25 protein-coding genes are annotated in these 23,975 nt (G+C 70.1%); 9 read left to right on the top strand and 16 right to left on the bottom strand.

From position 1 onward, the window contains the following. Window positions 1-40: 40 nt before the first annotated feature. A complete protein-coding gene (locus ACIBAD_RS24545; protein WP_398908409.1) occupies window positions 41-535 on the bottom strand; it encodes a carboxymuconolactone decarboxylase family protein in 495 nt (164 codons plus the stop codon). 247 nt (window positions 536-782) lie between these two features. Between ACIBAD_RS24545 and ACIBAD_RS24550 the strand changes: the two genes are divergently transcribed. Beyond that, window positions 783-1,607: an SDR family NAD(P)-dependent oxidoreductase gene (locus ACIBAD_RS24550; RefSeq protein ID WP_398908411.1), complete on the top strand. Its 825-nt coding sequence runs from the start codon at window positions 783-785 to the stop codon at window positions 1,605-1,607. 186 nt (window positions 1,608-1,793) lie between these two features. Here the strand turns inward: ACIBAD_RS24550 and ACIBAD_RS24555 are convergent, their stop codons facing one another. Next, window positions 1,794-2,744, bottom strand: a complete 951-nt coding sequence (locus tag ACIBAD_RS24555) for a glycoside hydrolase family 16 protein (RefSeq protein ID WP_398908413.1) — start codon at window positions 2,742-2,744, stop codon at window positions 1,794-1,796. A gap of 326 nt (window positions 2,745-3,070) precedes the next feature. Further along, window positions 3,071-3,613, bottom strand: coding sequence for a hypothetical protein (locus ACIBAD_RS24560; protein ID WP_134067522.1), 543 nt, complete (start codon window positions 3,611-3,613; stop codon window positions 3,071-3,073). 62 nt (window positions 3,614-3,675) lie between these two features. On the opposite strand from ACIBAD_RS24560, the gene ACIBAD_RS24565 reads away from it, so the two are divergent. After that, window positions 3,676-5,763, top strand: a complete 2,088-nt coding sequence (locus ACIBAD_RS24565; protein ID WP_398908660.1) for a bifunctional polysaccharide deacetylase/glycosyltransferase family 2 protein — start codon at window positions 3,676-3,678, stop codon at window positions 5,761-5,763. Window positions 5,764-5,765: 2 nt separating this feature from the next. Then, on the top strand, window positions 5,766-7,028 hold the full coding sequence (locus ACIBAD_RS24570) for an acyltransferase (protein WP_398908415.1): 1,263 nt from the start codon (window positions 5,766-5,768) through the stop codon (window positions 7,026-7,028). Here the strand turns inward: ACIBAD_RS24570 and ACIBAD_RS24575 are convergent. The 7 genes from ACIBAD_RS24575 to ACIBAD_RS24605 form a co-directional block, all read right to left on the bottom strand. Then, the gene (locus ACIBAD_RS24575) at window positions 7,025-7,690 is read right to left on the bottom strand and encodes a dihydrofolate reductase family protein (protein ID WP_398908417.1); all 666 of its coding nucleotides are present in this window, start codon (window positions 7,688-7,690) and stop codon (window positions 7,025-7,027) included. The genes ACIBAD_RS24570 and ACIBAD_RS24575 overlap by 4 nt on opposite strands. Continuing rightward, window positions 7,690-8,256 carry an SRPBCC family protein gene (locus ACIBAD_RS24580; protein WP_398908419.1) on the bottom strand — a complete coding sequence of 189 codons (567 nt, stop codon included), beginning with the start codon at window positions 8,254-8,256 and terminating at the stop codon, window positions 7,690-7,692. The genes ACIBAD_RS24575 and ACIBAD_RS24580 overlap by 1 nt, the downstream gene beginning before the upstream one ends. Next, window positions 8,240-8,602 (bottom strand): metalloregulator ArsR/SmtB family transcription factor, encoded by a 363-nt coding sequence (locus ACIBAD_RS24585; protein WP_134067526.1) that lies wholly within the window; start codon window positions 8,600-8,602, stop codon window positions 8,240-8,242. Before ACIBAD_RS24585 ends, ACIBAD_RS24580 begins: the two co-directional genes overlap by 17 nt. A gap of 184 nt (window positions 8,603-8,786) precedes the next feature. Then, a complete protein-coding gene (locus tag ACIBAD_RS24590) occupies window positions 8,787-9,284 on the bottom strand; it encodes a DUF3995 domain-containing protein (protein WP_398908421.1) in 498 nt (165 codons plus the stop codon). 344 nt (window positions 9,285-9,628) lie between these two features. Beyond that, window positions 9,629-11,539 carry a copper resistance CopC/CopD family protein gene (locus ACIBAD_RS24595; protein ID WP_398908423.1) on the bottom strand — a complete coding sequence of 637 codons (1,911 nt, stop codon included), beginning with the start codon at window positions 11,537-11,539 and terminating at the stop codon, window positions 9,629-9,631. Between the two features lie 277 nt (window positions 11,540-11,816). Continuing rightward, window positions 11,817-12,545 carry a DUF1775 domain-containing protein gene (locus tag ACIBAD_RS24600; RefSeq protein ID WP_134067530.1) on the bottom strand — a complete coding sequence of 243 codons (729 nt, stop codon included), beginning with the start codon at window positions 12,543-12,545 and terminating at the stop codon, window positions 11,817-11,819. Between the two features lie 884 nt (window positions 12,546-13,429). Next, entirely contained in the window at window positions 13,430-14,194 is a 765-nt protein-coding gene (locus tag ACIBAD_RS24605) for an SAM-dependent methyltransferase (RefSeq protein WP_398908425.1), read from the bottom strand. Between the two features lie 154 nt (window positions 14,195-14,348). Here ACIBAD_RS24605 and ACIBAD_RS24610 point away from each other — a divergent pair, with 154 nt between their 5' ends. Further along, window positions 14,349-14,534 (top strand): hypothetical protein, encoded by a 186-nt coding sequence (locus ACIBAD_RS24610; RefSeq protein ID WP_134067534.1) that lies wholly within the window; start codon window positions 14,349-14,351, stop codon window positions 14,532-14,534. 69 nt (window positions 14,535-14,603) lie between these two features. Here ACIBAD_RS24610 and ACIBAD_RS24615 read toward each other — a convergent pair whose 3' ends face one another. Beyond that, window positions 14,604-14,774 (bottom strand): LuxR C-terminal-related transcriptional regulator, encoded by a 171-nt coding sequence (locus ACIBAD_RS24615; RefSeq protein ID WP_398908662.1) that lies wholly within the window; start codon window positions 14,772-14,774, stop codon window positions 14,604-14,606. Between ACIBAD_RS24615 and ACIBAD_RS24620 the strand changes: the two genes are divergently transcribed. Beyond that, window positions 14,698-14,988 (top strand): hypothetical protein, encoded by a 291-nt coding sequence (locus ACIBAD_RS24620; RefSeq protein WP_398908671.1) that lies wholly within the window; start codon window positions 14,698-14,700, stop codon window positions 14,986-14,988. The genes ACIBAD_RS24615 and ACIBAD_RS24620 overlap by 77 nt on opposite strands. A gap of 62 nt (window positions 14,989-15,050) precedes the next feature. On the opposite strand, the gene ACIBAD_RS24625 is transcribed toward ACIBAD_RS24620, so the two are convergent. Together ACIBAD_RS24625 and ACIBAD_RS24630 are read right to left on the bottom strand one after the other, a co-directional pair. Beyond that, window positions 15,051-15,923, bottom strand: a complete 873-nt coding sequence (locus ACIBAD_RS24625; protein ID WP_134067536.1) for an LPXTG cell wall anchor domain-containing protein — start codon at window positions 15,921-15,923, stop codon at window positions 15,051-15,053. A 10-nt stretch (window positions 15,924-15,933) separates the two neighbouring features. Continuing rightward, entirely contained in the window at window positions 15,934-16,497 is a 564-nt protein-coding gene (locus ACIBAD_RS24630) for a papain-like cysteine protease family protein (RefSeq protein WP_134067538.1), read from the bottom strand. A gap of 421 nt (window positions 16,498-16,918) precedes the next feature. Between ACIBAD_RS24630 and ACIBAD_RS24635 the strand changes: the two genes are divergently transcribed. The 3 genes from ACIBAD_RS24635 to ACIBAD_RS24645 all read left to right on the top strand — a co-directional run bounded on the left by ACIBAD_RS24635 (window position 16,919) and on the right by ACIBAD_RS24645 (window position 19,547). Continuing rightward, window positions 16,919-17,143: a hypothetical protein gene (locus ACIBAD_RS24635; protein ID WP_134067540.1), complete on the top strand. Its 225-nt coding sequence runs from the start codon at window positions 16,919-16,921 to the stop codon at window positions 17,141-17,143. A 734-nt stretch (window positions 17,144-17,877) separates the two neighbouring features. Then, window positions 17,878-19,053, top strand: a complete 1,176-nt coding sequence (locus ACIBAD_RS24640) for a molybdopterin-dependent oxidoreductase (protein WP_398908429.1) — start codon at window positions 17,878-17,880, stop codon at window positions 19,051-19,053. After that, a complete protein-coding gene (locus tag ACIBAD_RS24645; protein WP_134067542.1) occupies window positions 19,050-19,547 on the top strand; it encodes a hypothetical protein in 498 nt (165 codons plus the stop codon). The genes ACIBAD_RS24640 and ACIBAD_RS24645 overlap by 4 nt, the downstream gene beginning before the upstream one ends. Window positions 19,548-19,667: 120 nt before the next feature. Here ACIBAD_RS24645 and ACIBAD_RS24650 read toward each other — a convergent pair whose 3' ends face one another. Both ACIBAD_RS24650 and ACIBAD_RS24655 read right to left on the bottom strand, forming a co-directional pair. Beyond that, window positions 19,668-21,383: a serine/threonine-protein kinase gene (locus tag ACIBAD_RS24650; protein ID WP_398908431.1), complete on the bottom strand. Its 1,716-nt coding sequence runs from the start codon at window positions 21,381-21,383 to the stop codon at window positions 19,668-19,670. Then, on the bottom strand, window positions 21,380-21,568 hold the full coding sequence (locus ACIBAD_RS24655) for a hypothetical protein (protein WP_398908433.1): 189 nt from the start codon (window positions 21,566-21,568) through the stop codon (window positions 21,380-21,382). The genes ACIBAD_RS24650 and ACIBAD_RS24655 overlap by 4 nt, the downstream gene beginning before the upstream one ends. A 251-nt stretch (window positions 21,569-21,819) precedes the next feature. On the opposite strand from ACIBAD_RS24655, the gene ACIBAD_RS24660 reads away from it, so the two are divergent. Then, complete coding sequence (locus tag ACIBAD_RS24660; RefSeq protein ID WP_134067546.1) at window positions 21,820-22,116, top strand: hypothetical protein; 297 nt, start codon at window positions 21,820-21,822, stop codon at window positions 22,114-22,116. A 341-nt stretch (window positions 22,117-22,457) separates the two neighbouring features. On the opposite strand, the gene ACIBAD_RS24665 is transcribed toward ACIBAD_RS24660, so the two are convergent. Then, window positions 22,458-23,597: a sulfite oxidase gene (locus ACIBAD_RS24665; protein WP_398908435.1), complete on the bottom strand. Its 1,140-nt coding sequence runs from the start codon at window positions 23,595-23,597 to the stop codon at window positions 22,458-22,460. Window positions 23,598-23,975 lie beyond the last annotated feature (378 nt).

Raw genomic sequence — 23,975 nt, forward strand, 5'->3', positions numbered from 1 at the left:
CCCGGTCAGACCCGGCCCGGCTGACCGGCCAGGTATGAGGTCAGTCCCACTGCTGGCCCGCGAGGGAGCTGACCGGCTGGGGCTTGCCGATGAGGGCCAGCGCGATGAAGAAGCTGATCTGGCCGATCGCGATGGTGAGGGTGGCGAGCGCCTTCTCGTCGTAGTGCTTCGCCACCTCCGCGTACAGCTCGTCGGAGACACGCTCCCGGCCGTGCGGGGCGGGCTGGAGAACGGCCTCCGCCAAGGCGAGGGCGGCGCGTTCGGCGTCGGTGAAATACGGAGCGTCCTGCCACGAAGACACGGCCGTGATGCGCTCCTCGGACACCCCGGCCTTGCGCAGGAAGGCGGTGTTCAGGACCGTCAGGTAGGTGTTGCCGACGATCTGGCCGGCGCGCAGGTGGACCAGACTCATCGTCGCGCGGGGCACCGAGCGGTTGCCCGTGGCACGGAACAGTGCGGCGCTGATGTCGCTCAGTTCCGGGACGAACTCGCCCGGGTTGGGCATCCGCGAGATGGAGGTGGTGGTGTTCGTCATGACTGCTGCTCTCCTTCAACCAGGCCTCATCGGCGTCTTCACAGCACTGACGGACGCCCGCCCGCAAACGTGACAGGAATCCAGGACTTCTTTCCGTCGGGCTCAGGGCCTGCCGGCACGGCCGGGGCGCGCCCGGTGCCGGGTACCCGGCCACAGGCGGCCTGGGTCGATGCGGTGAGCGGCGCGGGACGGGACGAGGAGTGAGGCGCCGATCCGGCTGGGCGGCCCGAGGGGCATCATGATCCACATGACTTCCGCAGAGTTGAGTCCTTCCGTCGATCCCTTCTCTTCGAGCGCCAGCACGCGGGCCTTTGCGCCGACCGGCCGTCGTGTGCTCATCAGCGGTGCCTCACGGGGCCTGGGCCGTGCGCTCGCCCAGGCGTTCGCCGCCAACGGGGACCGGGTGGCTGTCCACTTCGGCTCACGGCGTGCGGAGGCCGAGGAGACCCTCGGTTCCCTCGCCGGTACGGGGCATGTGCTTGCCGGGGGCGACCTGTCCACCCCGGGCGGTACGCAGGGGGTCGCCGAGACCGCGGCCGCAGGGCTCGGCGGGCTGGACGTGCTGGTGAACAACGCCGCCGTGAACCTCCCGCATCCGCTCGCCGGCACCGCGTACGAGGAATGGGCGGCCGCCTGGCAGAGTCACGTATCGGTCAACCTCTTGGCGGCGGCGAACCTCAGCCACCTCGCGGCGCGCCGGATGATCGAGCAGGGCTGCGGGGGGCGGATCGTCAACGTCGGCTCGCGCGGGGCCTTCCGCGGCGAGCCCGACCATCCGGCGTACGGGGCGACGAAGGCGGCGGTGCACGCGCTGGGCCAGTCCCTCGCGGTGCACCTCGCCGCGTACGGAATCGGCGTCGCCTCCGTCGCGCCCGGTTTCTTCGAGACGGAGCGGGTCGCGCACCGGCTGAGTGGAGCGGAGGGCGATGCGATCCGCGCCCAGAGCCCGTTCGGGCGAGTGGCGTCGGCGGACGAGATCGCTGCGGCCGTGCTGTGGCTGGCGTCACCGGCTGCCGAATGGGCCTCGGGGACGGTTCTGGACCTCAACGGCGCCTCATACCTGCGTACCTGAGGCCGGCCCGCCAGGGAAAGTCCGGAGGCGGCCGCTGCGCATCACCGGTACCGATCATGCGTCTGCCGTCCAACGGTGCTTGTCCATCAGCGGAGTTCCACCGCGGAGCCCCGCAGGCGGTCGGCGGCATAAGCAGCACCGCAGGATCAGGATGGGTCCCTCCATTGGAAAGACCCCGGGTCGGGATCAGGAATTCGGCACGGTGTTGATGTAGTTGGTGCCGGCGCTGTAGAAGCCGTCCACCGTTTTCTGGACGTCAGCCTGGGAGACGGCCTCATTGGCCTTGTAGTAAAGCCAGTTGACCTTCATGTCCCAAGTGCGCGGCCCACCCTTGAAGGGAAGGTCGATGAACCAGTTGCTGAAGTGGATGTCCATCTTCTCTCGCGGGACATACTTTCCGGAGCTGGTGAACAGCTCTTTGCCGTCCAGGGAGTAAGTGACCTTCCCGTTCACGGCGGTGACCATCATGATGTGCCAACCCTCAAGGCGTTGCTTGAGCGTGTGGCTGACCCGGTCCGGCGGATCGGCCTTGTACCAGCTGACGGTGTCGAGTTGCGGACCCACCGAACCCCAACCGCCGTTCGGCAGGTACTCGTAGTCGAGTTCGCTGTAGTCGGTCGAGGAGTCCGAGGGGGATATCGGAAAGAAGGCTTGGACGACGTGGTCGCCGTTGCGACCGCTCGTGGGCTTGTCCCCGAGGTAGACCCGAGCGGCGAAGGTCCCCGTGAAGAGGTTCTCGCCGGTGCTCTGCACCTCCACCTGCTTGGTGCCCTGCTTGGTCCCGTCGGTGGTGGACTGCAGCTGCAGGACCTTTCCGCCCTGGGCGGTCGCGTCGGAGGGGAAGCCGGCACCGGCGGTGGACCAGGTGTCCTTGATCCCCGGGCCGCCCCCGCCGGTACGTACCTCCCAGCCGTGGGCGGTGAGCGCGGGGTCGTCGGGGCCGCTGTAGTGGAAGTTGTCGAACAGGGTTCCCGGAGGTCCGGACGGGGTCGGCGATGCGCCCTGCGCGGGCGCGGCGGCATCGGCGCCCGTGCCGGACACGGGGCTGCCTGAACACGCGGCGAGTACCCACAGGAGGGCAGGCATCGTGAGCACGGCCCACGCGCGGCGACGAGAGGTGCGGCGGGGCTGGCTCACACGGGCTCCTTGGGGGCGTAGAGGCGGTACCTGGACACGCCCTCTGCGTGAAGATCAATTACTGATCCGACGAGGTGGTCATCCTAACCAAGTGCACAAGCCCCAACCTCCGCGCACAGTGGGGAACCGGGGGAATGGCGCCCAAGATCGACGCGAATGACTTCGGCTGATCACTTGCCGATAAGTAGACGGCGCGCTTACCGGCCGGTACACACCGATTCGCATTTCGATCCGATTACAGCACTTGAGCAGACCGCGCCAAATGCACATATCGAGCCCAATTCGATTCAGGGCGGTGCACTAGCGTTCGCCCTAGCTTCCGCGGTCTACGTACCCTGCACTGAAAGGCCAAGCAAGGTGCGCTCAGCCATCACGTCCCTCGACCTTGGGTCGGCAGACCGGGAACAGCCTGGAATGTCCGAGTCGAGCTTTGAGGAGCCCGCTCCCGCACCGGTTTTCGTCGACCAATCGGGTCTGCGTGGCCGTCTGCTGCGGGGCTTCGGCTGGCCGGTCTCCGTGGTCGGCGCGGTCCTGGCGGTCGCCATGGGCAGCAGCCTGATCGGTGTGCAGGCTGACGCCCCGGCGATGGGCATACCGGCGCAGCCCTCGCGGGCGGCCGCCCCGGCGCCCTCACCCGTGCCGTCGCTGTCACACACCCCGTCGTCCTCGTCGTCGTCCTCGCCTCGGACCGCGACACGGTCGGCGACAGCCAAACCGAAGGCCTCGGCCACCACCACGTCGAAGACGCCGAAGACCTCGGCCACCACCACGTCGAAGCTGCCGAACACCGTGCCGCGCGGGGCCTCGCCTTCGAGCCGACCGACCAAGCGCCCCTGATCGTCCGCACCATCCATCTCCAGGAGCGTCATTGTCCCGCCACCAGCGCCGCCGGCAGTCCCTGCTGCGGCCGCGCCGACTGGCCGCGCCGCCGCTGCGCTTCTTCATGCCGCTGTCCTTGCTGGCCTGCCTGCTCGCGCTCCTCGTCCTGCGCGGCCTCGCGACCAACGAGGCGTTCCACGACACCCGGATCGCGATCTCGGTCGACAAGGACACCGTGCCGGAGAACCTGCTCAAGGGCGGCCCCATCATCGACGCGCGTGGCAGCAAGAACGCGCACCCCGTGAGCTACAAGATCCCCGACCGCACCGTGGTTCTGAGTTTCGACGACGGCCCCTCTCCGGAGTGGACTCCGAAGATCCTGGAGGTCCTCGCGGCCCGCCACGTCCGGGCGGACTTCTTCGTGACCGGCGCGATGACCACGCGCAATCCGGAGCTGATCCGGCAGATCGTCGCGGGCGGCCACGAGCTCGGCGTGCACACCTTCACCCACCCCGATCTGGTGTACCAGTCCCACGCCCGGATCAGCTGGGAGCTGGCGCAGACGCAGCTGGCGCTGGCCGGCGTCGCGGGCGTCCACAGCGCCTTGTTCCGCCCGCCGTACTCCTCCGACGCGTCGGCACTGGACGACTGGAACTACCCGGTGGTGAAGTACGTGGGCGCGCGCGGCTATCTCACCGCGTTCATCGACCGCGACACCGACGACTGGAAGCGTCCCGGCGTCGACGCGATCGTCAAGGCCGCGATGCCGTCCAAGCCCGGTGCGGGCGAACTGATCCTCCTGCACGACGCGGGTGGCGACCGTACTCAGACCATCGCGGCCCTCGGGCAGGTCATCGACAAGCTGCAGGCCGAGGGCTACCGCTTCACCACCATCTCCGAGGCGCTCGGCGCCTCCAGCGCGACCGTGCCGGTGCACGGGTTCCAGCTGTGGGCGGGCAAGGGGTTCATAGGCGCCACCCGCGTCGCCGTGCTCACCCTGCCGGTGTTGGTGGGGCTGCTGGCCCTCGTCGGCTTCCTCAACTTCGGCCGGTTCGCACTGATGCTCGTTCTGGCCCCGCTCCACGCCCGCCGCTCCAAGCGGCGGGACGCCTGGGGACCGCCCGTCACCGAGCCGGTCACCGTCCTCGTCCCGGCCTACAACGAGCGCGAGTGCATCGCCAACACGCTCAACTCCCTCGCTGCCAGCGACTACCCGATCGAAGTGATCGTCATCGACGACGGCTCCACGGACGGCACCGCAGACATCGTCGAGGAGATGGACCTGCCGTTCGTGCGGCTGATCCGCAAGGTCAACGGCGGCAAGTCCTCCGCGCTCAACAGCGGCATCGCGGCCGCCTCGTACGACATCATCGTCATGATGGACGGCGACACGGTTTTCGAGCCGTCCACCGTCCGCGAGCTGGTCCAACCCCTCGGCGACCCGTCGATCGGCGCGGTCGCGGGCAATGCCAAGGTAGGCAACCGCGACAGCCTGATCGGCGCCTGGCAGCACATCGAGTACGTCCTCGGCCACAACCTGGACCGGCGGATGTACGACATGCTCAACGTGATTCCGACCATCCCCGGCGCGGTCGGCGCCTTCCGCAGGGAGGCCCTGCAGCGGGTCGGCGGAATGAGCGACGACACCCTCGCCGAGGACACCGACATCACCATCGCGGTGCTCTGCGACGGCTGGCGGATCGTCTACGCCGAGCACGCCCGCGCCTGGACCGAGGCTCCCGCCAGTCTTCAGCAGCTCTGGTCCCAGCGGTACCGCTGGAGCTACGGCAGCATGCAGGCGATGTGGAAGCACCGCGGCGCCGTGACCTCCCGCGGCCCAGCCGGGCGCTTCGGCCGGATCGGACTGCCGCTCATCGTGCTGTTCGGCGTGGTCGCCCCGCTGCTGGCGCCGCTGGTCGACATGTTCCTGCTGTACGGGGTGCTGTTCGCGGACGCCCCGGTCACCCTCACCAGCTGGGGCGGCTTCATCCTGCTTCAGGCCGTACTGTCCTGGTACGCCTTCCGGCTCGACCGCGAGAAGCCCTGGCATCTGATCAGCCTGCCGATCCAGCAACTGGTCTACCGGCAGCTGATGTACATCGTCCTGTTGCAGTCCGCGATCACGGCGATGACCGGTGGCCGGCTGCGCTGGCAGAAGCTCCGGCGCACCGGCGAGGTCGCTGCACCGGTGGAGGCCTGACCGTGACCGCATCCATCGACCTCGGGCGTACCCAGGACACCCTCCGGTTGCGCATCCCCGCCGTCCTGCGCTCGGAGCCCGAGCCGGAGGTCGAACCGGAGGCACCGTCCGAGCGCAAGGGCGGCCGGGACCGCTATCTCGACCTGCTGCGCGCGCTGGCACTGGTTCGCGTCGTGCTCTACCACAACTTCGGCTGGTTCTGGCTGCCCCTCGTCTTCCCGTCGATGGGCGTGATGTTCGCGCTGGCGGGCTCGCTCATGGCCCGCTCCCTCAGCCGCCCCGCTCTCGGCGTGATCCGCGGCCGACTGCGCCGGCTGCTGCCGCCGATGTGGCTGTTCGGCGCCATCATGATCGCCCTTGAGATCCTCGACGGCTGGGGCCCCCGCTCCGACGGCCACCCCACCTGGTGGTGGGCGAAGCTGGCGTTCTGGATCCTGCCGCTGAGCACGCCGCCGTACGCGGACAGCCTGCCCGGTCTCCACCACGTGGAACACACCTGGGCCGCACAGGTCATCGTCCCGCTCTGGTACCTGCGGGCCTACTTGTGGTACGTGCTGTTCTCACCGCTGATGCTCCGGGCACTGCGACGATTTCCGGTGGTGACGCTGTGCACTCCCCTGGCGCTGTGCATCGTCATGAACACCTTCTTCGCCGACCAGGAGTTCATCTACAGCCGGGTCTGGGAGACCGCCAACGACTTCACCCTGTTCGGCTCCTGTTGGATCCTCGGCATGGCCCACCAGGAGGGGCTGCTCAAGAAGATCCCGCAGTACGTACTGCCGTCCATCGCGCCACTGGTCATGGTGGCCGCGTTCTGGTACCTGCAGACCCGGCCGGCCGATCCGGTCGAACCGACCGACATCGAGTCCTGGCCGATCGCCCAGGCCTTGTGGTCCTTGGGCTTCGTGGCCATCCTGCTCCACGTGAGCCCATCCTGGGAGCAGTGGCCCAGGCCGCTGGAACGGTGGAACGGCCTGGTCGGCCTGCTCAACGCACGCGCTGTCAGCGTCTACCTGTGGCACGAGGCCGCGCTGGTGGCCGCCGTCCCGCTGATCGACCCCCTCTGGTCCGTCCAGTTCGTCTACGAGCACTTCCAGTGGCTGCTGGCCAGCCAATGGTTCACGCTGCTGGTGGCGATCCCGCTGCTCGGCCTGCTGGTGCTGGGCTTCGGCTGGGTCGAGGACGTGGCCGCCAAGCGCTCGCCGCGGCTCCTCCCGTACCCGCGCCGCCGACGGGGCAGGCGCCGGGCGGGGGCCGCCGGCTAGCGTTTCCCGACGGAGTAGGTCAGGTGGGTCACCCGGGACGTTGCGTCCGCGCGGGTCTGGTCGAGGACGAGGCGGTCCGGGTCCAGGCGGTCGAACAGACGGATGCCGGTGCCGAACAGCACGGGCGCGAGGGTGATCGAGAACTCGTCGATCAGACCGCCGTCCAGGTACTCCTGGATCGTCTCGGCGCCACCGGCGATGCGGACGTCGCGGTCGCCGGCGGCCTCGCAGGCTTGGTCCAGTGCCTGGGAGATGCCGTCGTTGACGAAGTGGAAGGTCGTGCCGCCCGGCCGCTCCCACGGGCCACGCTGGGTGTGGGTCACGACGAACACCGGCGTGTGGAACGGCGCATCCTCCGGCCATGCCAGCTCGCCGGCTTCGAACATCCGCTTGCCCATGACGCTCGCGCCGGTGCGCTCGTACGTCGCCCGAGCGATGTCGTTGTCGAGTCCTTCCTCGCCGCCCTCGCCGAGCTTGAGGTTCTCCCGGAACCATCGCTGGGGGAACAGCCACGCCTGCAGCTCGGACCATTTCGCCATCCAGCGCTGGACCCTCGGGTCGTTCTGACCTTCGGGCGAGAAGACGTCCTCGACGGGCACGGCCTCCGGTGCCATGAAGCCGTCGAGCGACATCGTCACGCTGAAGAACACCTTCCCGGCCATCAGCCCTCCGCTCCCTTCGGTGTGGTCTCGTCCCGGGGGGTCTCGTCCCGGGTGGTCTCGTCCCGGGTGGTCTCGTTCCCGGTGAGTTCGGTGACGTAGGCCGCCAGGTTGCGCAGCGTCTGCTCGCCGCCCTCGACCGCGTGGTACTTCTCCACCGCCTCGTCGCGCAGTTCCTTGGTGGGGAACACCGTGCGCATCACGATCCGGGTCTCCTCGCCGGCCGACTCGAAGGTCAGGACCGATTCGAAGGCGTCGGGGTCGTCGCGGGACGCCCCGTGCACCAGCGCGATCCGCTCCGGCGGGACGATCTCGGTCCAGGTGATCCACTCCTGGTATTCGGTCCCGTCCGGTCCGTGCATGACGAAGTCCCAAGCCCCGCCCACACGGAACTCGAAGGACCGCGTCGTGGTCGTGAACCCGTCCGGTCCCCACCACCGCGACAGGTGCCGGACCTGCGTGAACGCCTCGAACACCAGCTCCCGCGGGGCGCCGATGGCCCGGGAGAGCACGACCTCGCGGTCCGCGGCCGCGCGGCCAGGCCGGCCGCCACTACTGTTCGTCGTCATCCGGTGGTTCCTCCTGCCTTGCCTGTCGCAGATCCCGCACGTAGTCGTCCAGCCGGTCGAAGGTCTCGTTCCAGAACCGCTCGAAGCCGCCCGCCCACTCGTGTACCGGCCGCAGCCCGCGGGCGTCGAGGCCGTACAACCGCTGCTTGCCCGCCTCACGGACCCGCACCAGCCCGACCTCGCGGAGGACCCGCAGGTGCTTGGACGCCTGCGGCTGGCTCATTCCCAGGTCCCGCGCCAGCTCGGTCACGGGACGCTCGCCGTCCCGCAGCAGCACCAGGATCTCCCGCCGCTGCGGCTCGGCGATCGCGTTGAACGCGTCCGAGGTCGTTGCCGCTCGTGCCATGACCCCATCATATGCCGATATCGGAATGCATCAAGAGTGCGGGGGATCCGTCCGGGACCTACCGGTATCCGGCCCGCGCCGCCCGCCAGGAGCACGCGTGAACGGGATTGTGCAGGACGGCTCCGGCTCCGTGATCACACCGGCCGTCACGGGCTCACCTCACCCAGCAGTCGTGTGCCGGCGCTCAACCGATACCGGTAGCCGTCGAGGCTACGGACAGGACCAGCGCACCGAGCGCGCCCGAGGCGCCGTAGAGCCGCAGCCTGCCCCGGTCATCGTGTCGGCGTACATACAGGGCGGTGGACGCGGCGAAGGCCAGGCCGCCGACGGTGAACCACGGCCCCCACAGGTAGAGGTACCAGGCGGTCAGTCCAGCCAGGTCCGGCTCAACAGAGACGGCCCCGGCCTCCACCAGCACACCGTGAACGACGAAGAGGCCGCCGTGCCAAGTGAGCAGGGTCGCCGCGCCGCCGCCGCAGAGCACCAGGAGCCGGCTGATCCGCGAGCCCCGCGGTCGCGTCAGTCCGATCCCGATCAGTGCCCCGAAGAGCTTCAGGACGCCGGTTGCCACCAGGACGGCCACGAACCACGGCACTCCGTCACGACCGAGCTCCACCAACGACGGCGACACCGTGGACTGCGCGCCGACGGTAATGCCCGTCGCCCAGACGAAGCTGGGCACGGCGAACAAGAGACCCCATGCCGCGGCAGCGTATCCAGGCCACTTACTCAGGCGGACTGTCCGGCGCGGGAGGGGACGCACTGCGTCGTCCAAGGAATCCATCATCGACATGACCCGACCATGGCCCACCCCGCGACGACGTGCGTCATCCGCACGAAGGACTGCCTCCCCCACGAGAGCTACCCTCCCGGCACCCGAGCTCCGGACGGTCCGGCAGACCCGGCCGCGCCCCGAGCTCCTTCAGGGCGCCCGCAGCAGGTGCGGGCCGTGGCGAGGCCCGTCGCGCCGTGGCCGACCGCCCGGTGCCCGCGCTCCCGGAACCGCAGGACGGCCGCACCGTGGTGCTACGTGATGCGGACGGTCCCGTGCACGGTGGTCTGGTCGATGTCGGAGGTGCGCACCGTGAGATCGACGGTCCACTCGCCGGGCATGGGCAGCCTCAGGTCGTAGGTGGCCCAGTAACCCTTCTGGTCCTTGAGCTTGGCATCGAGCGGGCCGATCGCCAGGTCGGGCTGGGTGAGGGCGAGGCGGAGCTCGGGGACGGTGGCGAGGCCACCGTCGTCGGTGTAGACGACGGCCTCGACCGTGTTCTCGCCCACACGCCCCGGAGTCAGCGTGATCTGGATCTTGCCGCGGTGGTTGGCCGTTCCCATGTCGAACGGAAGCGTGACCACCTTCACCTGCGGCTCCTGCCCGACGGCGACCGAGGCCGACCCGACGGCCGCGGCGCGGCTGGGCTGGGTGCCGGTGAGCAGGGTGGTGATCGCCAGGACCACCATGCCGAGCGCGGCTTCGGCGGCCACGGTGCGGCGCAGGCCGCGCCGGTACCGGTCGGTCACCTCGTCGGGCGCAGACCCGGCGGCATCGCCCGCCCGGCCTGCGGCAGCGGCTTCGGGCCCGCTGATCAAACCCGTCGCCCCCGGGGAACCGGGCGCCCCCGCCATCTCTGCCACTCTCACCTGATCATGCTCGCGCGTCCTCGATGCCTCGGCGGCCGATGGCGGTTCGTCGCGGAGGCGGGCGGTCCAACGGCGGGAGTACGAAGCCACATACAGGACGAGGACCACGACGGCCACCTTCACGATGAGGGTCTTGCCGTACGACGTGGTGGTCAGCGCCTCCCATGAACCGACCTGCCGCCAGGACTGGTACATCCCGGTGCCGACCAGAACGGCGACCGCGGTGAACGCCAGCGCCGAGAAGCGGGCCAGTGCGGGCGCGGGGACGCCGGGCCCGCCGGCCCCTTCGGCTCGCAGGGCGATCATCAGCGTGACCAGGCCACCCAGCCAGACCCCCATGGCCAGGAGATGGAGCGCGGCGACCGGAATGGCGAGCGGCACCTGGAGCCCGGCGGAGGCATGTTCGGCGGCGGTCCAGGTGAAAGCCAGGCCCGAGGCGAACCCTGCCCCGGTCAAGCGGACACGGAGATCGAGGTCCGGCCGCTGCGATGCGTCGTCCCGGTCGGCGAATCGCGCGGGCGGGCGCCACCGCATCACAGCGGCGGCAGCGAGCAGCAGCGCGAGCCGTGCGATCAGTGCGGTCCCCGGCCTCCCGGTTGCGGTCCGGACCAGCTGGGCCAGGTCGAACGCCGACGTCAGCGGTCCCGCCGTCTCGTAAGGGCCGCGCAGGAGGAACAGGGCCACGGTGGACGCTGCAAGGGTTGCCCATCCGGCAACCAGCAGCCGTCGTACCGGGCGGAGCGCCGCTGCCCCTGACCAGCACATGAGGATGAACGCGGCCGCGCCCACGAGGAGGGCGAGGCCGCTGTAGGCGACGTAGCGGAAGAAGCCGTGGACGCGGCCGACTGCCGTGTCGTCGGGCGAACCGCTCGTCACGGCGGCGGCGGTATCGGAGGGCTTGCCGACGGAGAACGTGAACGCGCCGGAGATGGGGTGGCTGTCGGCGGAGACGACCCGCCAGGCCACCGTGTAGGTGCCTTGGGGCAGTTCGTCGGACAGCTCCACCCGGGCCGTGTTCCCCTTGCCGTCGGCATGCCGGGCCGCGCCGGGGTTCACGCGTTCGTTGGCCGGGGACAGCACCCTGAGTGCTTCGTCGGGAAAGCTGACCGTCTCGGTGAACGTGAGCGTGACCTGGCGGGGCGGGGCGTCGAGGACGGTTCCGTCAGCGGGATCGGAACCGCTGAGAGCGGTGTGCGCGAGGGCGGGGGCGGCCCCGCCGAGCAACAGGGCGACGATGGCGCCGACCAGTACCAGGACGGTCAGCGACTTCCTGGCAGGAGGTGATCCTGTGTGCATGACGGGCGGTCTCCGGGGTGGCGGTCGTGGGCGGGGCCGTCGCCACCCGGAACTCGATCGTGCGGAGCGGCAGTCGGGCGGTGTGACGCGCGGGAGAGGACACGGCGGACTCCGGCGGGGCCGGGACTGTTGACGAGATGTGGACGATAGTCCCGCCGGGCGGAGACCCGAGCCGCTTGAGCAACTTCCGCTAAAGCTGCGTACGTGCGTCTCGGATCGGGCGTTCTCCTTGTACATTGCACCCGCTGGTCCGGACTGCCCGCCCCTGCCACTTCGGTCAGGCCTGGCTGCGGCTGCGGCGCAGCCACCACGAGGCGCCGGCGGCCGTCAGCGCCACGACGGCCACTGCCACGCCGAGCACCGTTCCGGTGTTGCCGCCCGCCTCCTTGCCGTTCGTCGTGTCCGCGCTCGCGGCAGCGGCGGGGGCAGAAAGAGCCGCCGCCGACTGCTGCCCTGACGGGACGGCGCTCGGCGACTGCGAGGGACTCGGGACGATCGGCTTGGCCCCGGGTGCCGCTGCCTTCAGTTCGAGCACGGGGGCCGGGTTGTCGACCTTCTGCCCGTCGGCGGGGACCTCGATCCAGCGGGACACCTTCCCGTCGCCGTAGGTTTCGAGGGTCTTGAAGGCCAGCGACTTCTCGTCGGGCAGCTGGCGCACTGTGATGCTGTACTCGGCGTCGACGCCGGTGGCCAGAGCAGTGCCACCGATGGTGTAGCCGTCGGGCGTGGCCGTGAGTTTCCACCCCTTGGGGACCTCCTTCGCCGTCACGGCGTCCGGGGTGATGCCCTTCGGGAGTACGACCCGCAGCTCCGAGATGCCCGCGCTGTCCGACTCAGCCTCGGAAGTGAAGGAGAGGGTGACGTTCTCGGCGAGGGCGCGCGGGTCGGAGGCCGTGACCTCGGCGTGTGCGGCCGCCGGCCCGGCGCTCACGCCGACGGCCACCAGGGCGCCGAGGGCCGCCAGCGCCAGGATGCGAGGACGAGGGCAGGTGGGTGTTCCGGTCATGACGGGGAGCCTCTCGGTACGGGGCGGGGCTTCATCCCGCGGGGCACTGCCCGCCGGGATCAAGGGGGAACGTCTCCTGCACACCCGGCAGGAGGCCCCCGACGTACCACTGCGTGGCAGAGCATCGCTGCCGCCGACGGACTCGGGGCAAGACCGTCGTACCGCACCGGCCCGGTGTGTGCGTGCGGCCCGGGCCACGGCCGGCGGAGGGCGCCGCAGGCCGCGGCTGCGGCTGCCACCGCTCTCCGGGCCCAGCAGCTCACCGTGTCCGGCAGGCGGCTGAGCGCCCGGTCGGCGCGGTACATGAGGAGGGCCATCACCCATGCGGCCGCACCATGGGCTGCCGCCATCCCCCACGTGCCGTGGTGTGCGGCGGGCGTGATGTGCGGTACCGCGCCGTGGCCGTCGGCGGGTCCGCGACCTACCGGATGCGAGAGGGACAGAACGCGGTGCAGGACGAGTTGTGCGATTCCGGTGGCCGTGACCACATGCCACCAGGGGCGGGACGTCCGGGCCATGAGCGACGCCAGGACGAAAGCGATGGCTGCCCCGCCCGCCACCCGGTACCAGGCGATCGGGTCCCCCGATGCCAGGCGGTGGCCTACGACGGCCAACGCCGAGCTGAGCAGCGTGAACACGGCAGCCCGCAACCACCGTCCGCTCGGCCGCTCGGGCTGCGGACATGAGCGCGTCCTTGCCTGGGCTCCGGTCATGTCGGGCCCATCCTCCACGGCCCCCGCCGCCGTCAGGCCCCAACTATCAATTGACGAGCAGGTTTTCCGGATCGGGTCCAGTGCAGTGGTGATCGGCTTCGGGCCGGGCAGGTCACCCCGGCCCCACGGCTGGCCGACGGGCGGTACGGATCCCGCGGATTCTCCCGGGACTCAGTTCTTGCGGGCGGTCAGCAGGGCGAAGGAGAGGTACTCTCCGCCGTCCTCGGTGAGCATGTCGATCACGGGCTGGTTCGCCTTGGCCCCGTCCGGCTGGTGCTCGGCGCATGCGCGGCTCCACAGCAGCCAGTCCTGCCAGGCGTCGGGCTGCAGCCGGGCGGAGGTGACGTTCACCAACTCGGTGACCTCCCACTGGAAACGCCACCACTGCGGCGTGTGCCACGCGATCGCCTCCCAGCCGACCACCCGCTTGATGTGCGGCGGGATCGCGCCGAGGTCGCGCACCTCCCGCGTCATGGCGGGGGTGGCCACGCCCAGTTGGCCGCCGGGGCGCAGGAACCGCACCAGGTACGGCAGGTAGCCGTCCGCCGTGCCGAAGTATTCGAAGGCGTCGATGCTGACGATGGCGTCGAAGCTCTCCTCCTCGAAGGGCAGGACGTGCGCTTCGGTGCGCACGGCCTGCACCTTGTCCTCGACACCCGCCTGCGTGAAGACGGCTTCCGCGTCCTGGGCGGGGATCCACCAGTCGGCCGCCACCACGTCCACGCCGTACTCGCGGGCCAGGAACACCGAGGTGGCTCCCCTGCCGGAACCGAGGTCGAGAACTCTCATTCCGGGGCGCAGATCGAGGTCTCGGGCCAGGTCTTCCAGCAGCCACAACGGGTTGGGCCCCATGTCGAGGCCGACGAGCCAGGCCGGATCGTAGCGGGACGAGCGGGGATAGCGGTCCGGACGGACAAGATCATTCAGTGCGGTCACGGGCACGAACTCAAGCCGAGGCCCTGCTTGTACGCAAACCCTTTTCCCTTCGGCGCACGCCAAGATCCGGACCCTTGCGGGGAACGGGCTTCGCATACTCATGGCCCGGCCCGCACGGGGCACACGGTCGGTACCGACCGAAGGGAGCCCGTCCATGCTGGGCATCGCCGCCGCAGTCCTGTTCTTCGTCGCATTCCTCCTCAACGCCGCCCACATCGCCACCAACGACGTCCTGAGCTCGACCAACTTCATGCTGATCGGTCTCACCGCACTCGCGCTGCACCTCGCCGGCTTGGGTGGCACGCGGCCTGCCCGCGGATGGGGTCGCAGACGCCGCTGAGGCGGCGGCGGCCGTACTCGACGGGGACGCCGGCCTCTGGGGCGTCGAGCGGGCCGGCGGGAAGAGGTGTCAGGCGGGTTCCGGGGTGTCGGCGGTCGGAGGGCGGGTGCGAGCCGGGGTGGCGGGCAGTTCCGACCTGCTGCGGATACCCAGTTTCCGGTAAGTGCTCGTCAGATGGGTCTCCACGGTACGGCGGGCCAGGTGCAGCAGGTCGGGGGTCTCGGTGTTCGTCCGCCCCACCCCGGCCAGCTCCGCGATGCGGCGCTCGCTGCCGGTCAGGGCCCCCGAGCCGGTCCGCGCCGCAGCCGGAACCCTGGCACCGCGGCCTCCCGTCGTCGGCGAGGTCGCGAAGGTCCGCTTCATCGTCGAGTCGGCGCACGCGACCGGCGCGGACGAGCAGGTCGGCATCTCGGAGAGCGAGTTCTTCGGCCCGTCGAACGCCAACCGCTCCTGACCGTGCCCCCGTTCCGTCCCGGCCGGCTGCCGGGATGGAACGGGGGCACGTACCGGTTGGGCTCAGCTGGTGCTCGTGCGCCGACGCCGGCGGAGCACGACGACCCCGCCCGCGAGGGCGAGTGCCGCACTGGAACCGCCGGCGAGGAGCAGGGCGGAGGACGAGGCGTCGTCGGCCTTGCGCTGGGTGCCGTAGCCACTGGAGTAGCCGTTGGTGTCGTACTCCGAGCCGGGCAGCTTGTCGGCGTAGCGGGCCTTCACCAGTTTCTGGTAGTCGCCGAGCGACACCGATGCCTGGCCGCCCAGGCCTTCCCGGGCCTGGTCGTTGAGGGGCTCGACGGTGGTGAGCTTGAGTTGGTACCAGCCCCGGATCTGCGGCTCGGTGAAGACCAGCGTGCCCACGGTGGCCTTGCCGGCGTACGCCGCGTCGACGTCGCCGTCACGCACGGCCGCCAGGTGCCAGCCGCCGCCCTGAGTGGGGGCGAGCATGACGGTCGCGTTGCGGCCGTTGACGGTGGTGCTCAGCGAGGAGACCAGCTGCGTCAGCTTGATCGCCTCGGTGGGCAGCGGCTTGGCGGTACCGGCGACGAACCCGGGGGTGATCTCGTTCCGTGCCACCGGGTCCTTGATGGTGAAGACCGGGAGCCCCTGGCACGGCTCGGCCGTTTCGGGGATCGTCTCCACCGGCCCGCCGACGCCGCCGGTGGGCACCGGAGTGCGCAGGAAACGGCAGACGGCGTTGCGGACGTCGGCGGACTTCACCGCGGCCAGGGCAGCCTGATAGTCGGGGATGTCGGCAGGGAGGGGGTCCTTGGCCGGGGCCGCGTGGACCGGGCCGACGACGGACAGCAGTGCGGAGGCACTCAGTGCGATGACGATGGACAGGCGGGAGGAGCGAGAGGCTGCCCGCTTGATGGACGTTTCGGTGTCGCGCATGTCGCCTGCCTTAGCGGGAGATGCCGATGCGGGAGTGGGTCCACTTTGACGAGCTGTTGCTCACGTAGTCGTTGTAGTTCCACCACGTGTACGTGGTGGTGTCCGGCCACGGGTCGGCCACGGCGATCGTGGTGTTCGACGTGTCGAAGCCGTAGACCACGTTCATGTGGCCGCCGCCGGACGTCCACCCGATGCGGGCACCGATCGGCCGGGCCGCCTTGACGTCCGTGTACACCTGGTTGAACGTGGCCGCGGTGCTCAGGCCCGAGCCGGTGTGTGCCATCCCGAGGCTGTTCCACCCCCTGGCCATGTCGTCGAGCGTGGCGGGCTGGTTGTTGCAGCCGTAGTAGGGCTGGGCCCGGTTGCAGAAGTCCGTCTGGGTGGAACCTAAGCCGTGGAACTTGGCGATGGTCAGCCCGGAGGCGACCCAGCACCACTGTGTCTTCTCCTGCTTCAGCATGGTGATGGTGTCCTGACCCGCTTCCGCGTGAGCCGTGCCTCCCGCGGCCGCGAGCGATCCCAAGGCGGCCAGCGCGATGGCCGACGCCGTGGTTCCGTACCTGAACCTGCCCATTTTCCTGCCTTCCCCTGATGGGTTCAACGAGATGAACGGGGCTATCTGGCAGGAATATGACAGCGCAGCATGTCCGAGGCACATAAGGACTTTGCGTGAAATTACCCCATACTGATTATTTGTCAGGTCATCATGAGATTTGGGCATTCGATGTCGCAGCCATCTGCCGACGCGAGGCACGCTGCCGCGAACGCCGGCTCCTCGCTGTGCCGGTTGGCCTGGTCCGACGGCGCCGCCGAAGAGGACGGCGCGAGCCCGCTGGATCGGGGCTCGCTCGTTCGCATGGCTTGCCAGCGGGTCGGAACGATTCCAGTGGGCAGATTCGTCATGGTGGGACACCGCCCGACCTCAACGGTGCCCTCTGGTGCGACCGCAGCACAGGCACGGAGGTTCGGACACTCACTACGCGGTAAGGATGGGAATGGACAAGAAGAAGCCGAAAGACCCGGCCGATCCGGGAGCACTCTCTGACGAGGAAATGATGAAACTGATCAATGAAATCCTCGACAGCGTCCCACCCGAGCAAGCCGAGGACTGTCTCACCGCCATCGCCGATGGGAGGCCGGCTCCCCAGAAAGTGCCGGTCGAACTGACCCCCGCCCAAGCGAACAACCTCCTTCTCTTCCTCCACAGAGGCGGCGGCTAGAAGCCGGATCCGTCATCAGCGCGTTCCGGGAACGGGCGCGGAACGGCCGCCGTGAGCGGATGGCCCGGTTCGCCCGGCACGCAGCCTCCAAGTGGTGTGCCACCCATGGGAATCCCCGGTTCTGGGCTCCGGCGAGCTTCCGCACCGCGGGAGCCGGACCGCCCCCGCCGTCACCCAGACCAGACCAAACCAGCCCGAACGCCCTGCTCGAACGCCCGCACTCAGGCACGCGGACGCCGCCGTATTGAGTGAGCTCACGAACGCGAAGAGGCATTCGCGATCCGCGGTGGCCTGCCGGTCCACCCACCCCGCCGCCCACGCCGCATGGCCTCGCGACGTGAGAGCACCGCGGCGATTCCCCACTTGGCGTGTCGCCGGAGCAGGTGCGGCACCGGTGCGGCATGTTCTTCTAGCTGGAGAAATTGGAAGAAAAGCCAGAAATCGGCGGTCGATGGAGGTGCCCGATGGGCGCGAGCGGCATCGGGCGGGGCCAGCCGGACGATGTGCCACCGCCGACGGGCAAGCGGTCGGAGAACGCCGACGCCCCTCCTGCAGCCGGGCCTCCGCCCGGCCGGGATCCCGGCGCCCGGAAGCCGGCCCCGTCGAAGGTCCGGTCCGCTCCGCTGAAGCGGCTGCGAGAGGCCGGGAGCACGGCCCTGGGAGCGGGCCCGCCCCCGGGGCCGGCTCGTCCGGAGTTTTGGCGGAGTCCGCTGCGCGGGCCGTGGCTGACCGCGGTGTTCGGGCTGGTCCTGCTGTTCGGGGTCACGGTGCTCTTCGTGACGGGCCTGCTGTCGTACGCGGCGTACAACCCCGACCTCGCGGCGGTCAACGACCAGACGCCGGACAAGGGATGGCTCGGCTTCTACCTGTTCTCCTGGCCGACTTCCCCGTACTGGCTCTACCGGCTCACCCAGGGCGTACACGTGACGCTGGGGATCGTCCTCGTGCCCGTCCTGCTGGCGAAGCTGTGGTCGGTCATTCCCAAGTTGTTCGAGTGGCCGCCGATCCGCTCGGTCAGCCACGCTCTGGATCGGCTGTCCCTGCTCCTGCTGGTCGGCGGCGCCGGCTTCGAGTTCGTCACCGGCATCCTCAACGTCCAGCTCCACTACATCTTCCCCGGCTCCTTCTACACCCTGCACTTCTACGGGGCTTGGGTCTTCATCGGCGCCTTCGTCGTGCACGTGGCCTTCCGGCTGCCCAGGGCCCTGCGGGCCGTACGGGCGCGCCGCGGGGAGCCCGCGGCGGGTACCGAGGAAGCGGTCGGGCTTGTCTCGCCAGACCCCGCGGCACCGACCATCTCACGCCGGGGCGCCCTGGCCATGGTGGGGCTCGGGTCGGTCGCGCTGCTGGTCGTCACGGCGGGCCAGAGCATCGGCGGATGGTGGCGGCAGACCGCACTGCTCGCCCCGCACGGCCGGGACCCGGGCACGGGCCCGAACGGTTTCCAGATCAACAAGACCGCCGCCTCGGTCGGCATCCGGCCCAGCGACGTCGGCCCCGCGTGGCGGCTGACCGTACGCGGCCCGGGGCGCCAGGTCGACCTGACGTACGAGCAGCTCCTGGCCCTGCCGCAGCACGAGTCGGCTCTGCCCATCGCCTGCGTGGAGGGCTGGTCGACCCCCGACCAGCGGTGGGGCGGGGTCCGGCTCACCGATCTGGCCGCACTCGTCGGGCTCGGTGCGAACACGCCCGAGGCCCTCGTGGAGTCGGTGCAACGCGGCGGCTCGTTCCGCTCGGCCGTGCTCAGCGACAGCCAGGTCCGAGACGACCGGTCCCTCCTGGCCGTCCGCGTCAACGGGGCCGTCCTCTCCGCCGACCACGGCTACCCGGCTCGGGCCATCGTCGCGGGAGCTCCGGGGGTCCACAACACCAAATGGGTTACCCGGCTCACCTTCGGAGAGCCCGCATGAGCGCGCCGACGGCCTTCCGGCGCCGCTACGGGGCGTCCCCCCTGCACCTGCTCCTCGTACTGGTCTCCTTCGCCCTCGCCGTCTACGCCGGTCTGCGCCTGTTCGAGGGGAACACGCTCGGAGTGGCGGTGTGGTTCGTCGGAGCGGCCCTCCTCCACGACCTGGTCCTGCTACCCCTGTACTCGGTGACCGACCGGGCGGCGCAAGCGCTGTTCAACCGGGCACCTGGCCCCACTCCGCCCGTGCCACGGGTGAGCGTGAACCACGTGCGTGTACCCGCGTTCGTCTCCGGAGTCCTGCTGCTCGTCTGGTGGCCCCTGGTGCTTCGCCGGGTCGAGCACTACACGGCCGCGACCGCCCTTCCGGCGGACGGGTTCCTCGGACGCTGGCTGCTGATCACCGCGGCACTGTTCGCGGCCTCGGCCTTGGTCCTGGTCGTACGGACCCGGCACTGGAACCGTGCTCAGCGGCGGACCCCCGGCGTGACGAAGTGACGGCCCCGCACGCTGGTCCACCGGTTCGGCCTCGGTCCACCCGGACGCCGTGGCGTGACGGCGGAGGACCTCGGGCGCGCCGGTCCTCGCAGATCACCCGATCGTGAAGATCGACAGAGCTCAGACCACCTTGAGGCACAACGTCACGGTGTCGTGGAGGGCTTGGACCGAGCTCGCGTTGCACTGGTCGCGCTTGTCGGGGCCGAGGATCCGGGAGATCTGCACGAGGTGGTCGCGGCCGGAGGGAATGCGGGAGTCGGCGCAGTTCCAGCCTTCCAGCAAGTGGACGGTGTCCAGCTTGCCGCCGTCGCCGTCGCCGAGGACGCAGTCGCCGACGCGGAACTGGCGGTCGATGCACAGGGTGATGTCAGGGGAGCCGCCGTGGTGGACCCACTCTGCACTGCCTTCGTTGGGAGGCCCTGGGCACTCAGTTCCGGTAGGCGCCACCTTGGTGACGCGGTAGTACGCGTTCCACGCGTCGCAGGGCACCGTATCCGGCTTGAGCGTGTCGTTCGGCTGGCTGAGGGTGAAGTCACCCGGGGGTCCGTCTCCTACGTGGAAGCAGTCGCCCTCCCGTATCGCAGCGAAGGCCCCGCTGACGGCGTCCGGGGTGGGGCTGGGCTTGGGCGTCGCGCTGGGGCTGGGCGTCGGGCTGGGGCTGGAGCTGGGGCTGGGAGTGGGAGTGGGAGTGGCGGTGGGGCTGGGCGTGGTCGTAGAGCTTGATGTGGGGGCCGCCTGCCGGTGGGAGAAGGAAGGCAGGCCGGCGAAGGCGAAGGCGGCGACCAGGCCGAGGACGAGGACGGCGCACGCGACGCCGATCCATGCGAGCTTGGGGCCGAACCGCCCCGGCTGTGGGGCCGATCCGCTGGGACGTCCGCTGTCCGGACGGCCCGGCGTCCCCGCCTCGCGGGGACCGGGATCAGAAGGAGGCGACGGTAACGGGTCCGGCGGGGTCTGCACTTGCCGCTCCGCGATCATCGTGGTGACCGGCGCGGGGAGCCATTGGGCCGTCGTCCGGGTGGGATTGGCGAGTTCCCTGAGGATGTCGGCCACCTGGGGCCGGTCCCTGGGGCTCTTGGCCAGGCTGCGGTGCACCAGGTCCGCCAGATGAGCGGGCAGGCCGGTCAGGTCGGGTACGTCGTGGACGATGCGGTAGACGATCGCTTCGGCCGAGCCGGTGCCGAACGGGCTGCGCCCGGTGGCAGCGAACGCCAGGACAAGTCCGAGGGAGAACACGTCGCTGGGTGGGCCTATCTCGTGGCCGCGCGCCTGTTCCGGGGACATGAACGACGGGGTGCCGACCACGGCGCGGGAGAGCGTGGGGGATGTGGCGTCCAGTGCGCGGGTGATGCCGAAGTCGATGACGCGGGGGCCGTCGGCGGCGAGGATCACGTTGGAGGGTTTGAGGTCGCGGTGAACCAGATTGCAGGCGTGGATCGCTCGGAGCCCCTCGGCCAGTCCTGCTCCCAGCACGGCGATCCCCTCCGCGGGCAGCGGGCCGTGGGTCTCGACGGCCTGGTGGAGGGAGGGGCCGGGTATGTAGGCGGTGACCAGCCACGGCGGGTCGGCATCGGGGTCAGCCTCGACCACCTGGGCGGTGTAGAACCCGCCGACCCGGCGGGCTGCCTCGACCTCTATGGCGAACCGGCGTCGAAATCCGGGATCTTCGGCCAGCTCGGGCCGCACCAGTTTGACCGCGACCGGGCGGCCACCAGGAGAGCGCCCCAGGAACACCTGCCCCATCCCGCCACCGCCCAGCCGCCCCTCCAACCGAAAATCGCCTACCGCCCGGGGATCACCCTGCCGCAGCGGCTTCGGCCAGACCGGGGAGTTCATCGCACCCCTGCATACGTGTCCTGGGGGCGTTCCAGCACGCGGTGGGCCGTCACCCAGGCGGGGCAGACGCGGCCCTCGCCGACGCCGACGCCGACGCCGACGCCGACGCCGAGAAGGATGCTGCGCCGGGCGGTGCGGGCTTGTGTGTCGAGCGAACACTTGGCGTAGCCGATGGATTCGTTCACGCCGCGAGTGTACGAATAGCCCCGTTCACCGTACAGATCACGGAACTTGACACGGGCGGCCGCCCCCCGCCTTCGACCGGGTCCTCTACCGCGACCGGCCCGTGGTCGAACGGTGCTTCGCCGATTCGACGCGCTCCTGGCCCGAATAGGGTACCGCGGGCCAAACCTCCCACTTGCGGCCTAACGACCGGAATCTCCGGCCACGTGCATTAGGCTCCGCCGCTGGTATCACTGGATCGACAGGAGGCCCGATGATCGGCGTGCTCGTGACTTTCACACAGACCGACAAGTTCGATCGTGCAACCATCGCAAAGATCGCCGGCGAACTCAGGGCACCGTTCGAAGGCATGGCCGGCCTTCGCTTCAAAAGCTTCATGCTCGACGAAGACGGCGGTCGGGCAAGGAACTTCTACGTGTGGGACGACGAGGAGAAAGGCCGCACCTTCTTCACGGAGGAGCTCATCGACAAGGTGACGGGGATTTATGGCGCCCCGCCCAAAATCGAATACCTCGACATCGTGGGGTTCGTCGACAACTCCGGCACCTGATTTCCAAGCGGGGTGCCGCACAAACCTTTGCTGTCCAAGCCGTCCTCGCCTGGTTCGTGATCGAGGCGATCGAGCAGCTGCACGTCGAGCCCTTCTGGGGCGCCCGTCGCTCCGCCTGCCACAGCCGGGCTGCCCACGAGCCGACGACGCCCCTGAAGCCTCGTACGACGAGGGCTGCGAGCGCGGGGTCCACGACCACGACGCCGCCGCCCGTCCTGACCGTTCTGCTGCGCCTGCACGAGTCGGCCGGCCTGCTGCACCACCGCACCGGGCCCGCGCCGAGACCCAGCTGTCGTGGCACACCGCACGACCGCCGAGGAGCGGACGGCCCGGGCCCGCAGCTACGACTTGCGCGGCAAGCGGTTCGCGGCGCAGCACAGGACCGTAACGTGCTGGACGAGGTTGTTGGCGAAGCCACCGCGGTTCCAAGGCTGTTCGAGGGGTTGGGTGTGTCCCTCGGCATCCGTGGCGCGCGCGATGAGGGTGTGCGTCCCCGGGGTGGCCGTCCAGTCGCAGTGCCATGCCTGCCAAGCCCACACGCGCCGCTCCCTCGGGGCCACCTCGGCTTCCGTCCAGGTGCGGCCCCCGTCGGCGCTGACCTGGACCCTCGCGACCGGCCCGTACCCCGACCAGGCTCGCCCCTCCAGCGCCACGGGTCCCGGTCGCACGACGCGGGTGCGCGACATGAAGTCGGGGAAGCCGGGCGGGACCATCAGGGCCCGTGGCGCGATCCTCGTAACCGGTTCGCCGGGCTCGTCGGGCGTCTGCCGCAGTCGGTAGGCCGCGACCTGTTGGAAGCCGGTGAACGGGGCGTCTGCCAGGGTGATGTCCCGGAGCCATTTCACGTGTGCCATGCCGTACCAGCCGGGCACGACGAGGCGCAGTGGGTAACCGTGCTGCGGGGGCAGGGGCAGGCCGTTCATCGCGTAGGCGATCAGCACCTCAGGGTCCGCGCCCATGGCGAGCGGCAGGGGAAGGCTGCGCTGGTAGTCCTGCTCGACCCCGCGCTCCACGCCGTGGTCCGCGCCCGTGAAGACGGCTTCGACGGCGTCCGGCTGCACCCCCGCCTCGGTGAGCACTGCGCGCAGCGGCACTCCCGTCCAGTCGGCGGTACCCACCGCTTCCACCAGCCACGGCTGGCTCACGGGCCGCGGGGACAGCCGCGCGCGACCGTTGCCCGCGCACTCCATGGTGACCCGGTGCGTCACTGCGGGGAGCGCGCGCAGGGCGGTCATGTCCAGGGCCAGGGGCGTGCGGACCCGGCCGTGGACGGTGAGCTGCCAGGTGGCTTCGTCGGCGGCGGGGATGTCGTAGTGGACGAGTACGTAGTGCAGCCCGGCAGGGGTGACCTCGTAGCGCAGGGCCTCCAGGGGCAGCCCGTGGTTGCGGGCGGCGAGGGCCAGCTCGTCCAGGCCGACGCCCTCCCCGGCGGATGCGACCCGCCCGGGGGTACTGACATCTCCCAGTGACGACGGCTCCATTTCCCCATGGTCGCGTGCGCCGCCCGCACTGGCACGTCGGCGGCGGTGTCCTGCGCGGGCACCCGTACAACGAGGTCCTTGCCCGTGTGCGCATCACCGGTCGGCGCCCGGGCTCGTGCGGTGATCTCGTACGTGTGGACCAGCCGCTGCGGAGGAAGCGGGCGGCGGCGCGGGCCGCCGGTCGTCGGCTCCGCCGCACCCACCTCCACTCCCCCGTGGCGCCGACCGCTCACCGCCCGCCTCGACATGCCGGGCGACGGACGGCATCCGGCAGGAGCCCCCGGCCGTCACCCCCCGTCGCCGTACCCAGCGCTCCCCTATGACGGAAGTCTTACGTGCACGCGTGGGAGACCCCCCGCATGCTCCCCACTGCGTAGC

The organism is Streptomyces sp. NPDC051109, assembly GCF_044455885.1.
In the GTDB taxonomy this organism is placed as follows: Bacteria; Actinomycetota; Actinomycetes; order Streptomycetales; family Streptomycetaceae; genus Streptomyces.